Below are 14,127 nucleotides of genomic sequence, written 5' to 3'. Positions count from 1 at the left end.
GCACAGACACAGGGCTGGCCCTTTTTTGTGCGCGCTCTTTGCGTCAGATACGGATCGCTGCAACAGGCTCACACTGGCCTGCGTCTTTCCGCGATATTCTGTTTTTCCTGACCGTCCAAAAGCTTTCTGTAACCGGCAGCAGCTTCCTGCGGGCCGGTCATTTCTTCGCTGTGAGTTCCGCCAGTCTCTTCCGGGCCATGTCCATTGCAAGATGAAGGGCACCCAGCAGATGATCCTCTCCAATCAGATCAATCAGGCGGTGACGAACCATATCGCTCCGCAGATCATTGCTCACACGTCCGAAAAACAGTTCAACCCTCCGCGCCTGTAAACGCGTCACCAGATCGCGCATCATGGCCGCCGCCGAATAATCGATATCCGTAATGGCTCCGGCATCGACCACAATGCAGAACACTGGATGCGGTGCGGTTTCGACAAGCTCCATCACATCATCGGCGAACCGCGTGCAGTTGGCATAGAAGAGATCGGCCGCGAACCGATAGATGATCAGTCCCGGCTCGGTTTCCTCTCCCGCATGACAGCGCGTAGCCTCGAAAACTCCAGCGCGGACAGGTTGGAGCACGCTGGTATGCGGCTCGTAACTGTGTCGCACGTGACGCAGAAGCGACAGCACGATCGCCAGAAAGATCCCCTGCTCCACTCCGACCGCCACCACCGTCGCCGCCGTGATGAGGGCAAGGTGGAACTCGCCGGGACTTTCCCGCCGGATGGCGAGCAGACCCGACACGTTGATCATGTCGACCCCGATGACGAACACGATGCTCGCCAGCACGCATTGCGGCAGATACTGCAAAGGGGCAGTCGCGCAGAGCAGGATCACACCAGTGACCAGCGCAACGACAACCTGCGCCCGCTGGCTACGTGCTCCGAACTGCACCGCCAGCGTCGTCTGCGTCGGGCTGCCATTGACCACAAACGTGCCGCTGAGCGCCGCCGCCATGTTGGCTCCCGACAGCCCCAGAATGTCGGCGTTTTCATCAACGGTTTCGCCATACTGCACGGCAAAGGCCCGTGACGTCGCAGCGCTCTGGGCGATGATCACGAACATGCAGGAAAGAGCCGTCGGCACGATGACCGACAGCTCATCAAGACCGAAATGCGGCAGTCCAAGACGAGGCAGACCGCCACTAACCGGCCCCAGCGTGGCGATCCCCATATGCGAAAAGCCGAACCACGCACTCGCCACAATGCTGCCGATTACAGCCACCAGCGCACCCGGAATACGAGGCGTCAGATGCCGTGCCGCCACAATGCACCCCGCCACCAGCAACGAAAGGGCAATGGTCGGCATACTGGCGTCATAAGCATGCGTTACATCGCCCCACAACTGAAGCAGCGAATTTTCACCCTTCTTGGAAATGCCGAGCATATCGTGCAGCATGGAAATGGCGACCTGACAGCCTACACCGGTCAGAAAGCCTACCAGCACCGTGCGCGAGAGAAAATCCGCAAGAAATCCCAGCCGGAACAGCCGTGCGATCAAAAGCAATCCGGCGGTGAACAGCGCCACGACCGGCACCAGCGCAATGTAGGCCGCACTTCCGATCGGCGCGACGGACTTGAGACCACCAGCCAGAATCGCCGCCGTCGCTGAGTCCGCCGCCACAACGAGGTGACGTGACGATCCCAGTGCGGCAAAGATGAGCGGCGGCAGAAGGGCCGTATAAAGCCCCATGACGGCTGGCACCCCGGCGATCCGCGCGTAGCCCATCACCTGAGGCACACTCAGCGCCGCCTCTGACAGTCCGGCGATGCAGTCTCCCCACCATGCGTTTTTTTTCTTCGCGCTGGCCATCGTGCTGTGTCTTCCATCCTCCCTTTGCTTCAAACCATCATTGACCTGACCACCGGAAATGGGAACCCATGCGGACCGGCACGCACCCATGTCTGCTATGAATCATCAGGAATGGCCTTTCAGCCCATGCTCCGGTGTTGCGTTCCGACGCGTGAAAAGGCATCCACGCGGGATGATTTCCGGTTTCCGCTGACGTTCGATAAACATGAGCGGGAAAAGGCCCGTCCGGAAATCGTGCATCCTTCCGGGCGTTTCGGCAGCATCAGGACGACAGAGACCGTATTACGATGACCCAGCTACTGCTCCATGACAGCCAGCGGCGAGCGACAGTTCCGTTCGAGCCGCTCGATCCGGAGCATGTGAAGGTCTATTACTGCGGCCCCACGGTCTATGACCTGCCGCATGTCGGCAATTTGCGAGCCATGCTGACGGCAGATATTCTCACCCGCCTGCTGCGCAGGCTCTATCCGCGCGTGACGTTCGTGCGCAACATCACCGACGTGGACGACAAGATCACCGCACGTGCCGCGCAGAACAACGAGGACATCGCCTCCCTCACCGCCCGCACAACCGCAGAGTTCCATGCCGATCTCGCAGCGATGAACATGCTGCCGCCGGATATCGAGCCCCGAGCCACACACAATATCGAACAGATGGTGGCGATGATCGCCCGCCTGATCGAACTCGGCCACGCCTATGAGGCGGAAGGCCATGTGCTGTTCGCCGTGGCATCCTTCCCGTCCTACGGCGCGCTTTCGGGACGTGATCCGGAAGATCTGGTCGCAGGCGCACGTGTCGAGGTCGCTCCCTACAAGCGCGATCCGGGTGATTTCGTGTTGTGGAAACCCTCCACGCCGACACAGCCCGGTTGGCCTTCTCCGTGGGGACGCGGCCGGCCCGGCTGGCACATCGAATGCTCGGCCATGTCGCATCGCTATCTCGGCGACAGTTTCGACATTCACGGCGGCGGCAGCGACCTGCTCTTTCCGCACCATGAAAACGAACGCGCCCAGAGCCTGTGCTGCTTCCCCGGCAGCAAGTTCGCCGATTACTGGGTGCATAACGCCATGCTGCTGGTCGATGGCGAGAAGATGTCCAAGTCACTGGGCAACTTCCTGACCATCCGTGACGTGCTGGCAAAAGGTCCGGTCGAAGCGCTGCGTCTCCTGCTGATGGGCGCACAGTATCGCTCGGTCCTGAACTTCACATGGGCGGGGCTGGACGAAGCCAAGCGCACGCTCGATCGGTTCTATCGGGCACTGGAAGGTGCATGGCCGCTGGATGTGGAAGAGCGTGATATTCCGGCTCCTTTCCTTGCCGCTCTGTGCGATGACCTGAACACGCCAAAAGCTATTGCCGAACTGCACGCCATGGCGACCGCAGCACTCTCTGGCGACCGTGAAGCTGCCGCCGATCTGCTGGTCGCGGGTCAAATGATCGGCCTGTTCATGCAGGAGCCTGCCGCATGGTTCCGGGGCGAGGCTGGAGACGGCCCATCCGAAGCCGAGATCGACGCGCTGATCGCCGAACGTCTGGCGGCCCGCAAGGCGAAGGATTTCGCCCGCGCCGACGCCATCCGCAAGGAACTGACCGACAACGGCGTGGTGCTTGAAGACGGTCCCGGTGGGACGACATGGAGGCGCGCATGACCGGACGTGATGGCGGCGCCGATATCGAACCGATCGGCAACAGTCCGGTCGTCATTCTCGTGCGCCCGCAGATGGCGGAAAACATCGGCACGACCGCACGTGCCATGGCCAATGGCGGTCTGTTTCACATGCGCATTGTCGCCCCGCGTGACGGGTGGCCGCAGGAACGGGCATGGCGTGCCGCCTCCGGCGCGGACCGTATCCTTGAAGCCGCGGAAGTGTTCGAGACGGTCGATGACGCCATCGCCGACCTGCATCACGTCTATGCGACCTGCCCCCGTCCCCGCCATATCGTCAAGCCGCTGCTGACCGCCCGTGGCGGCGCCATCGAACTGCGCGAAGCGACCAATCGCGGCCTGAAGGTCGGGCTGATGTTTGGTCCCGAGCGTGCCGGTCTCGACAATGAGGACATGGCGCGGGCTGACGCGCTGATCCGCTATCCGCTCAATCCGGCGTTCATGTCGCTGAATCTGGCGCAGGCCGTGATGATCATGGCCTATGAGTGGTGGCTGACAGAGGACAGCACGCCGCCTCGTGAACTGATGACCAATGAAACGCATGTCGCCACCAAAGGCGAGCTTGAGAATTTCATGGATCATCTTATCCGCGAACTCGATGACTGTGGCTTTCTCCGCAACGAGCAGAAACGCCCGGGAATGGTCCGCAATCTGCGGCACTTCTTCACGCGCGGCGAAGTGACCGAGCAGGAATTGAGAACGCTGCACGGTGTGGTTACGGAACTGGTCAACCGACGCCGGGTCTGCTGAGAAAACGGCGGGATATGTTCAGTATATTGAACATATCCCGCTGCTCCGGCAATCAGTATCTCTTAGAAAACTCCTAAAGAATCCTACGAATCCGGATAAAATCCGATTTTTGGACAACACCAAAAAAATCCAGCATTGTGGACAGAAGCGATCCGGGACAATGACTGGAACAGAAAGGTGTTGATTCATGGCATCCCAGAAATCCTCGCTCCGTGGCATGGCGCTGCTCAATGATGGCGACGTCAATCACGGCACAGGCTTTACCGTCGAGGAACGGAAGACTCTTGGTCTTGAGGGTCTGATCCCGCCTCACGTTGAAACGCTCGACAGGCAGATGGAGCGATCGCTCCACCATATCGAACTCAAGCCGGACGATCTTGAACGCTATATCTATCTGAACTCGCTGGTCGACCGAAACGAGACCCTTTTCTACAAGGTCCTGCGGTCCGACCCGGCCCGTTTCGTGCCGATCATCTATGCCCCTACCCTCGCCCGGGCCTGCAAGCTGTTTAGCCATATCTACCGGCGTCCTCGGGGTATGTACATCACCCTCGACATGAAAGGCCGCATCGCGGAAGTGCTCCGCAACTGGCCGGAAAGCGATGTCCGAACGATCTGCGTGACGACGGGAGGCCGTATCCTAGGACTTGGCGACATCGGCGTGAACGGTATGGGCATCCCCATCGGCAAGCTGCAACTCTATACCGTCTGCGGCTCAGTCCCGCCGCGCTCCCTGCTTCCCATCCAGCTTGATATCGGCACGACCAATGCAGCCCTGAGAGCGGACCCGCTCTATCTGGGCGCACGCCGCGAGCCCCCCCCGATTGAAGAACTCGACGAGTTTGTCGAGGAGTTTGTGCAGGCTGTGCAGGAAGTTTTCCCGGGCTGCTGTCTGCATTTCGAGGACTGGAAAGGCACAGATGCGCTGCGTTACCTTGCCAGATATCGTGACAAGGTCCTGTGCTACAACGATGATATTCAGGGCACGGCTGCGGTCACGCTCGTCGGCCTGGTGACTGCTCTTCGTGTCAAGAAGGAAAAACTCTCCGAGCAGCGCTATCTGTTTCTCGGAGCAGGATCATCCGGTCTGGGCACGGCTGATATGCTGGTTTCCGCCATGAAGCTGGAAGGACTGACCGATGAGCAGGCCTGCGAACGCATCACCCTGATGGATGTGGAGGGTCTTCTGGAAACATCCCGTACAGACCTCCTCCCAGAGCAGAAGCGTTTTGCGAAAGATACTGCTCCGACAACGGATCTTCTCGCCACAATCAAAAATACCCGGCCAACGGTTCTGATCGGCGTTTCAACGTGCGGCGGCGCTTTCAATCAGGCCGTTATCAAGGAGATGGCGACACTGAATGAACGACCCATCATATTTTCCCTGTCACTCCCGGAAATAAACGCGGAATGCACGGCGGAGGAAGCATACATCTGGTCGGAAGGACGCGCGCTTTTCGCCGGTGGTATCCAGTTCCCCAACGTCGAACTGGACGGCAAGGTTTTCTATCCGGGACAGGCGAACAACTTCTATATTTTCCCCGGTCTTGGTCTTGCTGTGTACGCGACACATCCTGAAATCATCACGGATGAACTGATTATTGAAGCGGCCAGGTCCCTGACGGATCAGGTCGATGAAGTCGCGCTGGAACGTGGACGACTGTTCCCCCCGCAGACCGATATCATCGATGTTTCCATGACATCTGCCGTGCGTCTTGCAGAATTCATTTTCGACAAGGGTATGGCGCGGGTGGACAGGCCCAATGATATCAGGGCATGGATCGAGAAGCTGGCTTACGATCCGCATTACTGAGAGTATTTACGAAGCCTGAGCATGTCTCGTTCAGAAAGGCTATGTCCCATGAAGCTTTTTGAAAAAAAGCTTCACCAAAAACTTCTGGGATATTTATAGAGTTTTTGTAGAGAGAACTCTTCTTGCAATAAGTAAATCCCCACACCACAAAATCTGATGTGGGGATTTTTACAGACAGTTCCAGAAACAGTTTTCCTGAATCAGACTTCATCCAGAGTGAAAAAGGCAAAAGCGCTCGGCGTGCCTGTCGGCGTAAAGTTCCAGGTAAAATCCAGAGCGCCAGTATCGGGATTCACACGCCATGACGTAATAGAATCACTGCGCTGATTGGCGACAAACATGAACTTGCCGGATGGATCGAATGCAAAGGACCGTCCGTAATTGGCGCGTTCCCATACTTCATCAAAGAGCTCAATAGACCCGTCATCCTTGACCCGGAAACAGGCAATGGAATCACCCAGACGATTGGTGACATACAGAAACTTGCCGCTCGGATGCAGGCCGATTTCGGCGGCGAGTGTGCTGCCACGGAATTTGGCCGTCACGGTCGAGGCCGTCTGACGCACCGACATCGCTCCCGTTTCCTGATCGTAATCAGCGACGACAATACGGGAATTCTGCTCTCCCAGAATGTAGATCACCTTGCCGTTCGGGCTGAAACAGAAATGTCGCGGCGCGGAACCAGGCTCCATTGTCAGCCAGGGTGTCGCTGCCGGTGTCAGAACACCCTTGTCCGGATCCAGTTTCCAGACATAGACGCGGTCCAGCCCGGCATCACACCCGATGATGAAACGACCGGCCACGTCGGCCTGAATCATGTGCATATGGGCCGCAGAATGATCACTGACTGCATAGTTGCCCGGAGGGTTGTCTTTTGCTCTCTCCGGCATCTTCGGACCGGTATTGTGCACGAGATCGGAAAGCTCTCCGAGACTTCCATCAGGCTGGATACGGATGACGGCAGCACTTCCACCGGTATAATTGGCGACCAGCAGATAACGACCGGATGGATGCACGCTCAGAAAAGCCGGGTCCGCTCCGCCCGTCGCGACAGTATTCAGCTTTGTGATGACACCTGTGCGCTGATCGATCGAATAGGCCGTCGCTGATCCGCTCTTCTGCCCTCCGAAGTCACTGATCTCATTGACGACATAGAGAAACCGATGATCCGCCGACAGCGCAAGGAAAGAAGGATTGTCTGCCGGAGTAATCTGGCCAAGCTGGGTCAGCACCCCGGTTTCCGCATTCATTTCGAACAGCGTGATGCCCTTGGCATTCGCATCAGCCGGGCCGGATCTGGTATAACCGCCGACATAACACAACGTACGCGGATTACCGCTGTTTTTCCGTGCCGCCGCTTCAGGTGACGCTTTCGGCAACGCGGCTTTGGGAATGGGCTCAGGCGGCGGTGTCTTTGTTGTTTCTCCGAGAGCGACCTTCACAAGACCGGTTAGCCCAGCCCCCAGAACGGACAATCCGAACAGACGACGTCCAATATCTGTTTTGCTATTCATGATCGTTCCACGTGTTCATAATCAAAATCCGACCGCACTGCCCTTCGAACCAGTATGTCTCTGTTTATGTTACTATTGTGACAATATCCAGATATACCGCCCAGTTCTACACGCCAGTTCTACATGAACCAGAGAGTAAGTCTGCTCGGACCTTTCAAACAGATGTCCGGCGACAGCACGCATCCTCCAGAAAGCCTCCACATGCCGCCTATGCTGAATGCCGTTCCAAAGACTCCTCAGCCGGACTGGCCGTCCTATCTGAGCGTATGCGTCAAAATTCTGGATAAAGGAGTATGCGACAGCACGACAATGATCAGACCACCAACAATGGCGACACGTCCACCGATAAACGCCATGACGTCACGCAGGTCATGCTGTGTCGCCATTTCCATAAACGGATCGGGCTCAAAATCATCACTATCGATCCGCGCCTGAGCCAGAACGGCACGGCGCGAGGCTTCCTCAATTGGAAGGGCCGCCTTGAGAAACAACTCACTTCTGTAAAGATCAAGCGCATCCACGCGATAGCAGCCTGGTGACAGCGCAACCGGCCCGCAACGTGCTATATCCAGCAGTCTCAGGCGAAGCGGTGCAATTCCAAGATAGCGAGCCGCCTCTACACGATCCAGCAAGGACTTGCCGGGAAACGTGTAGACTGTTGGGCCCTGTTCAGACGGCCCGGATGGAGAGGAGGCGTCAACCATTCTGCAAGCCTCTGCGAAACCGGACGTCTCTGTCAACGTCGTATCCAGAGGGACAGCCATGTTACGGTGGGGTCGTTCCACCGGATAACGGTAGCAAAGCGGTATTCTTATAAAAACGAAAAATGATAATGCAGACATGATCCACGGGAGTGAGGAACGCCTTCAGACGTCTCTCACCCAGTGGATCATGGAAGATACATCAGGATCAGAACGGAGACGCACTAGCGGTCATCAGTATCGTCGCCAATTCCGGATCTGATGGATCAGACCGTGGTGGTAACCGTCACTTTTGTGTTGGCGGCGATGGAACTCAGATCGCCGAGACCCTTGTCAACAGCGGACAGCAGGCCGGAAGCGTCCTTGAAGATGGTATTTGCGATGCTGGCAACGCCAGTGTTACCGGAAAGCGCCGTCTGGACTTTTGCACCTGAGTTGGAAACGTCAGTCTCAGCGCGCTGCACGGCATTCTGTGCGTCCGCGAAAATGTCGGAGAGGCAGCTCAGCAAGAAGCCTCGGCCACCAGCTACACTATTCAGTTCATCAATGGAAAGATTACGCATATCGGTTTTCCTTTAAGCAATAAATGACCGCTGCTCATGCTTACCACAGTCCGGGTAACAGGCAACCGTATCGCTCTGAATTACCAAACAACACTCTATCTAATCTGTCTTAACCCTTAAAAGACACACAAATATGTATAATATTTATATATTTATACCTATCTTTTTCCTAATTTTTCCAGCGAATGACATGAAGGCTTCCCGCTCACCGTGGTTCAAACAGACAAACCACAGCACGGTGTAGAAAATCAGCAGAGACAGAAACATCTCTCCTGCAGCCATAGCCGAAGAGACCCCGACCATGGCGGCCACCAACAAGACTGCGCCAGATACCGTTGCAGGCAAAACACGCAGGATTGCAGGCTTCAGAGGCGCGTAAAATCGAAGGCTCACCAAAGAGCGGACACCGTAATCGGCGCAGATCCTGACCGCCCACGCACAGGCTGCTCCCGGCACACCGAAATAAATCAATGAGAGATACAGAACCGGCAGATAGAAAATGATTTCGCCGATGGAAAAACGGGCGTTCACATCCGGTCGGCCAATAGCGTCCAGCAGTCCTGACGCAATGGAATCAACGCCGCTCAGAAAGACACCCACGCACAGAAAACTCATGATCATCGCACTGTGATCTGCGAATGAAGCATCAATCCACAGCGACAGAAAGGCATGGCTGAACAGGGCCGTAATCAGACAGGGTGGAAACAGCAACGCACTGACTGCCAGAACACTCGTGCAATAAATCTCCGATGCGCGCTCCGGCTCACGCCGCCATGAAGAGGCCAGAGCGGGAAAGGATGAGGCGCTGACGGACGAACTCAGCATGTTGAAGCGTGTCACCACATCGGCAGGCGTGGTGTAAAAACTGGTCGCTGCAGCCGAGACGACACTGGCGATCATGAAGCGATCGACATAGTTCAGGATCGGAAAGGCAAGATTGGAAACCGTCATCCATCCGCCGATCCGCAGCAGGGGTTTCAGCAGATAACCGCGGAAACGGGCATGTTTCAATGCCGGAACCAGATGCAGCAGGGATCGTGCATAGGCGAAGGTAAGCCACAATCTACAGGCGAAAATCGCCAGCATGACACCGATCAGGCTGTCCCAGACATACAGCACAAGTACAGGCGCGACATAATAGGCGACTGAAACCGGAATGGTAATCAGATTGACGGTTCGGAATGAATTGTAGCCGGTAAAAACGCCCCAGAATGCGGCATTGATCATCAGCAAAGGACCGGTGGCGCAGAATATCCACAATGACCAGAGCACTTCGGAATGTAATTCTGGCGCGATCTTCAGTCCGTGATCGACCCACAACCCCACCAGTCCGGCAGCGACAAGACCACCCAGGCCACCCATGAGGCCCATCATGGCGCTACCTGTGAAGATCAGGTCCGCCGTCTCAGGCGTGGTTTTCCCTTCAGGACGATCGGCAATCGCACGGGTCAGCGCACGGCCCAGACCCAGATCGAAAATCCCGAGAGTACTGATCAGGCTCAAGGCGATGGTGAAAATGCCCCAGCGCGACAGCCCAAGCAGGTGGATCAGTCGAGGGGTCACAAGAATGGCGACAAAAACCGGCGCAATACGGCCGATAATATTCCAGCCGGTGCTGGTCAGGATATGGCGTGAACGGGGAGATGAACCCGTCTCATCAGAGGAAGACATCGACGGTCGCCGCCCTGCAATTTATCCGCCTCACTCAGAGCCGGACCTCTATCAACTCCCCTAAGTGGAGCTGACTGCCATTTTCCGGATACCGGCGCGGCCTTGTCCAGCCAACTCGGAATAAGCCGGAAAAACTCAGCCGACAGGATCGCCTGCTTGCCGGCTCATGACATGCGCCAGCCCCGCCTTTCCAGATCTCATCTCAAGGAAAGATCGAAAAAGGCAGGACTGGCTATCAGTCAGTCTGACTTACGGCAGGATTTCCGTCTCGGCGAAGAAGAAGCGGATTTCGTTCGCTGCATTCTCTGCGCTGTCGGAACCGTGCACGGAGTTGGCTTCGATGCTCTCGGCGAACTGTGCGCGGATGGTCTGCGGCTCGGCCTTCTTCGGGTCGGTCGCGCCCATGACTTCGCGGTTCTTCGCAACAGCGTTCTCGCCTTCGAGAACCTGAAGAACGACCGGGCCGGAGATCATGAAGGACACCAGTTCGCCGTAGAACGGACGCTCTTTGTGCACGGCGTAGAATGCGCCTGCCTGAGCTTCGCTCAGCTGAACGCGCTTCTGGGCAACGATGCGCAGACCGTTGTCCTCGAACACGGCGTTGATCTTGCCGGTGAGGTTACGACGGGTTGCATCAGGCTTGATGATGGAAAGGGTGCGTTCTACGGCCATGTGTGGCTCCCGATAGTCTGTGTGTCCCGCCCGGAGACGGAACCGGTTCGCGGACCATCCCGCGGATGCATGCCCTCTAGAGCATTCTCGACGTCTCGGGTAGGGCTTTGCTGCATTGGATGCTATGGCGAGACAAACTTTTAACACATTGCCCACCTGCCCATCCTGAATATGAGAGTCCCGTGAGCCTCCTTGTCATCCATGATCTGACACTCCGCATTGCCGGCCGCACCCTGCTGGATCAGGCGAATCTGTCCATCGAGCCGGCACGCAAGGTGGGCCTGATCGGCCGCAACGGCGCGGGCAAATCCACTCTCCTTGCCGCCATCGCAGGCGATATCCAGCCCGATGGCGGCTCGATCCGCCTTTCCTCCCGCGCCCGCATGGGGCGGGTAAAACAGGAAGCGCCTTCCGGGCCTGCCTCGCTGGTGGACACGGTGCTGGCGGGTGACACGGAACGCGCTTCATTGCTTGCCGAAGCGGAAACCACCACCGACCCGCAACGGATTGCCGAAGTCCACGAACGGCTGATCGCCATCAACGCCGACAGCGCCCCTGCCCGCGCCGCAAGCATCCTCTCCGGTCTCGGCTTCAACGCCGAGGCGCAAGCACGCCCGGTTTCCGACTTCTCCGGCGGGTGGCGGATGCGCGTGTCGCTCGCAACTGCGCTGTTTCTTGAACCCGATCTGCTGCTGCTCGACGAACCGACGAACCATCTCGATCTCGAAGCGACTCTCTGGCTCGAAGGCTGGCTGACACGCTTCGGTGGTGCGGCTCTGATCGTCAGTCATGACCGTGGCCTGCTGGATGCCTGCGTGGACGCCATTGCGCATCTCGATCGCGGCAAGCTGTCGCTGACACCGGGCGGCTATGAAGAGTTTGTCCGTATCCGTACCGAGCAGGCGCTACAGCAGGCACGCGCCGCTGAAAAGGTGGCCGCCCGTCGGGCACATATGCAGTCCTTCGTAGACCGGTTCCGCGCCAAGGCGACCAAGGCGAAACAGGCTCAGGCCCGCATCAAGGCGCTCGAAAAATTGCCCGTGATCGACAGCGTGGTGGAAGACACACCGACGCGCTTCGAATTTCCAGAGCCGGAGCCCCTGCCCCCGCCGATGCTGACCATGGACCGCGTGACGATTGGTTATGACGGTAAGGCGATCCTTTCCAACCTATCGCTCCGGCTGGACATGGAGGACCGTATTGCCCTGCTTGGCGCGAACGGCAACGGTAAATCGACCTTCGCCAAGCTGGTCGCCGGACGACTTCAGCCAATGTCCGGCACCGTCAATCACAGTCCTCGCCTGAAAGTCGGTTATTTCGCCCAGCATCAGGCGGAGGAGCTGGTCATGAGTGACACGCCCATCGACCACATGGCGCGGGCGTTACCGAAAGCCCTTCCGACCGAAGTGCGCTCGCAGCTGGCCCGTTTCGGACTTGATGCAGGCAAAGCAGAAACGAAAGTGTCCGAACTTTCTGGTGGTGAAAAAGCACGTCTATTGCTGGCTCTCGCTACCCGTGACGCTCCCCAGTTGCTCATCCTTGACGAGCCAACCAACCATCTCGATCTCGACGCCAAAGACGCACTCGTGCGGGCCCTGTCCGAATTTGAGGGTGCTGTCCTGCTGATCAGTCATGATCCGCATCTGGTGGAAATGGTCGCTGACCGTCTGTGGCTGGTCGGCGATGGAAAGGTCACACCGTTTGAGGGTGACATGGCTGAATATCGCGCATGGCTATTGGAGCAGTCCCGTGCTGCCGCTCGCAGTGCATCTGGCCGGGAGGCAGACACATCGTCAGGCAAGAAGGAAGAACGTCGAGAACGCGCTGAGGCACGCAAGGCGCTCGCTCCTTTACGCAAGAAGGTAAAAGAGGCTGAAGCCAAGGTCTCAAAGCTGGCGGCGGAACGAGCCAAGGTCGAAGCCCGGCTAGCCGATCCTGCCCTGTATGAGGCATCCGCTGGTGATGATGTCACCAAGCTCACAATGAAACTGGCGACGATCAAGAAAGACGAGGAAAAAGCAGAAGAGGAATGGTTCACTGTTCAGGGTGAACTGGAAGAGGCTTCCGCGGAGGACTGAACATTCTTTTGCTCAGCAATCTTCGCTCGCAAGGGGTCACTTACGGCAGTCTGGAAGCCTGCCTTTAAAACAGCTCGACTTCAGAAGATTCTGGCTGTTGCCGCAGGGTTTCTCCAGACAGAATGGTAGAAACGGCATCCAGTTTCAGAGATCGAAGAATTGCTGCCGGGTCTTTAAGATGACCAGCGGCCACGACATTTTCATCATGAGATGATCGTGTCAAAAGGTCCGCCAACTCAGACGACAACTGGGTCGCCAGATCAAGATTTTGCAGTTCAGGACACACCTCCGCTTCAAGGTGTGTCAATTTGCTCTGCAATGCAGCAAGAAGATGCTCTATGCATTCGGAAATCTTTCCGGCACGAATCAGAAAATCTGCAATAGCAAGAGAAGAGTCATTCATTCAGAAAAACTCCACTTCCTGAGCAGCAGAATCATGACGGCGCAATATATCTTTTCGTGCTGTTTCTACTTCACGATTGACGATATTATCATCACGAATCATCAGTTGCTGCGCTCTACCTGTCGCAGGCCAGAAACGAATTCTTCGTCCTCTATCGCCTCCAAGACTGGAACCCACACAGGAAATACCCTCACTATTCAGAAAATCAGTCGCAAACGTAGCATTGCGCGTACCAATATCACCAAGATTGGCGCGAATATTGGCACCACCAAATAATTTACAACATAAATTACTTTTACGAGCACCCTGCTTTATAAGCCCGTTGATCAGACATTCCATGGCATGAAAACCATACGACAATCTGCTGGTGGCAGAAATTTCACTTCCATCCGGCAAAAGAAAATGATTCATACCGCCAATCTTTGCCGTACTATCAAACATACACGCAGCGATACATGAACCGACAAGCGTCGTCATGAT

Annotated in this window: 12 protein-coding genes; 4 read left to right on the top strand and 8 right to left on the bottom strand. The window is 56.8% G+C overall.

The window, feature by feature from the left end; all coding sequences use genetic code 11:
• Positions 1–157: 157 nt before the first annotated feature.
• Positions 158–1,816, bottom strand: coding sequence for a SulP family inorganic anion transporter (locus EMQ_RS15285; protein ID WP_010665673.1), 1,659 nt, complete (start codon positions 1,814–1,816; stop codon positions 158–160).
• Positions 1,817–2,103: 287 nt separating this feature from the next.
• On the opposite strand from EMQ_RS15285, the gene cysS reads away from it, so the two are divergent.
• From cysS to EMQ_RS15270, 3 genes are all read left to right on the top strand, one after another.
• Positions 2,104–3,465 carry a cysteine--tRNA ligase gene (cysS, locus tag EMQ_RS15280; protein WP_010665671.1) on the top strand — a complete coding sequence of 454 codons (1,362 nt, stop codon included), beginning with the start codon at positions 2,104–2,106 and terminating at the stop codon, positions 3,463–3,465.
• Positions 3,462–4,232: an RNA methyltransferase gene (locus EMQ_RS15275; protein WP_026199967.1), complete on the top strand. Its 771-nt coding sequence runs from the start codon at positions 3,462–3,464 to the stop codon at positions 4,230–4,232. The genes cysS and EMQ_RS15275 overlap by 4 nt, the downstream gene beginning before the upstream one ends.
• Before the next feature lie 187 nt (positions 4,233–4,419).
• Positions 4,420–6,045 carry an NAD-dependent malic enzyme gene (locus EMQ_RS15270; RefSeq protein ID WP_010665669.1) on the top strand — a complete coding sequence of 542 codons (1,626 nt, stop codon included), beginning with the start codon at positions 4,420–4,422 and terminating at the stop codon, positions 6,043–6,045.
• A 200-nt stretch (positions 6,046–6,245) separates the two neighbouring features.
• Here EMQ_RS15270 and EMQ_RS15265 read toward each other — a convergent pair whose 3' ends face one another.
• The 5 genes from EMQ_RS15265 to ndk form a co-directional block, all read right to left on the bottom strand.
• Positions 6,246–7,559, bottom strand: coding sequence for a lactonase family protein (locus tag EMQ_RS15265; RefSeq protein ID WP_010667443.1), 1,314 nt, complete (start codon positions 7,557–7,559; stop codon positions 6,246–6,248).
• Positions 7,560–7,813: 254 nt separating this feature from the next.
• The gene (locus EMQ_RS15260) at positions 7,814–8,263 is read right to left on the bottom strand and encodes a hypothetical protein (RefSeq protein ID WP_018307738.1); all 450 of its coding nucleotides are present in this window, start codon (positions 8,261–8,263) and stop codon (positions 7,814–7,816) included.
• Positions 8,264–8,526: 263 nt separating this feature from the next.
• Positions 8,527–8,823 carry a hypothetical protein gene (locus EMQ_RS15255; RefSeq protein ID WP_010667441.1) on the bottom strand — a complete coding sequence of 99 codons (297 nt, stop codon included), beginning with the start codon at positions 8,821–8,823 and terminating at the stop codon, positions 8,527–8,529.
• A 144-nt stretch (positions 8,824–8,967) separates the two neighbouring features.
• On the bottom strand, positions 8,968–10,494 hold the full coding sequence (locus tag EMQ_RS15250) for an oligosaccharide flippase family protein (RefSeq protein ID WP_010667440.1): 1,527 nt from the start codon (positions 10,492–10,494) through the stop codon (positions 8,968–8,970).
• Positions 10,495–10,743: 249 nt separating this feature from the next.
• Positions 10,744–11,166, bottom strand: coding sequence for a nucleoside-diphosphate kinase (gene ndk, locus EMQ_RS15245; protein WP_010667439.1), 423 nt, complete (start codon positions 11,164–11,166; stop codon positions 10,744–10,746).
• A gap of 182 nt (positions 11,167–11,348) precedes the next feature.
• On the opposite strand from ndk, the gene EMQ_RS15240 reads away from it, so the two are divergent.
• Positions 11,349–13,244 (top strand): ABC-F family ATP-binding cassette domain-containing protein, encoded by a 1,896-nt coding sequence (locus EMQ_RS15240; protein WP_010667438.1) that lies wholly within the window; start codon positions 11,349–11,351, stop codon positions 13,242–13,244.
• 64 nt (positions 13,245–13,308) lie between these two features.
• On the opposite strand, the gene EMQ_RS15235 is transcribed toward EMQ_RS15240, so the two are convergent.
• Both EMQ_RS15235 and EMQ_RS15230 read right to left on the bottom strand, forming a co-directional pair.
• Positions 13,309–13,647: a hypothetical protein gene (locus EMQ_RS15235; RefSeq protein ID WP_010666718.1), complete on the bottom strand. Its 339-nt coding sequence runs from the start codon at positions 13,645–13,647 to the stop codon at positions 13,309–13,311.
• On the bottom strand, positions 13,648–14,124 hold the full coding sequence (locus EMQ_RS15230) for a chemotaxis protein CheD (protein ID WP_231367902.1): 477 nt from the start codon (positions 14,122–14,124) through the stop codon (positions 13,648–13,650).
• Positions 14,125–14,127: the final 3 nt, after the last annotated feature.

The organism is Acetobacter aceti NBRC 14818, assembly GCF_000193495.2.
GTDB lineage: Bacteria > Pseudomonadota > Alphaproteobacteria > Acetobacterales > Acetobacteraceae > Acetobacter > Acetobacter aceti.
The sequence above is the reverse complement of the archived record's forward strand: the minus strand, read 5'-3'. Positions and strand labels throughout refer to the sequence as shown.

Bases quoted from the DNA above. Each gene is read 5' to 3' on its own strand.
- EMQ_RS15285 (WP_010665673.1), bottom strand. From the start codon at position 1,816: ATGGCCAGCGCGAAGAAAAAAAACGCATGGTGGGGAGACTGCATCGCC.
- cysS (WP_010665671.1), top strand. From the start codon at position 2,104: ATGACCCAGCTACTGCTCCATGACAGCCAGCGGCGAGCGACAGTTCCG.
- EMQ_RS15275 (WP_026199967.1), top strand. From the start codon at position 3,462: ATGACCGGACGTGATGGCGGCGCCGATATCGAACCGATCGGCAACAGT.
- EMQ_RS15270 (WP_010665669.1), top strand. From the start codon at position 4,420: ATGGCATCCCAGAAATCCTCGCTCCGTGGCATGGCGCTGCTCAATGAT.
- EMQ_RS15265 (WP_010667443.1), bottom strand. From the start codon at position 7,559: ATGAATAGCAAAACAGATATTGGACGTCGTCTGTTCGGATTGTCCGTT.
- EMQ_RS15260 (WP_018307738.1), bottom strand. From the start codon at position 8,263: ATGGTTGACGCCTCCTCTCCATCCGGGCCGTCTGAACAGGGCCCAACA.
- EMQ_RS15255 (WP_010667441.1), bottom strand. From the start codon at position 8,823: ATGCGTAATCTTTCCATTGATGAACTGAATAGTGTAGCTGGTGGCCGA.
- EMQ_RS15250 (WP_010667440.1), bottom strand. From the start codon at position 10,494: ATGTCTTCCTCTGATGAGACGGGTTCATCTCCCCGTTCACGCCATATC.
- ndk (WP_010667439.1), bottom strand. From the start codon at position 11,166: ATGGCCGTAGAACGCACCCTTTCCATCATCAAGCCTGATGCAACCCGT.
- EMQ_RS15235 (WP_010666718.1), bottom strand. From the start codon at position 13,647: ATGAATGACTCTTCTCTTGCTATTGCAGATTTTCTGATTCGTGCCGGA.
- EMQ_RS15230 (WP_231367902.1), bottom strand. From the start codon at position 14,124: ATGACGACGCTTGTCGGTTCATGTATCGCTGCGTGTATGTTTGATAGT.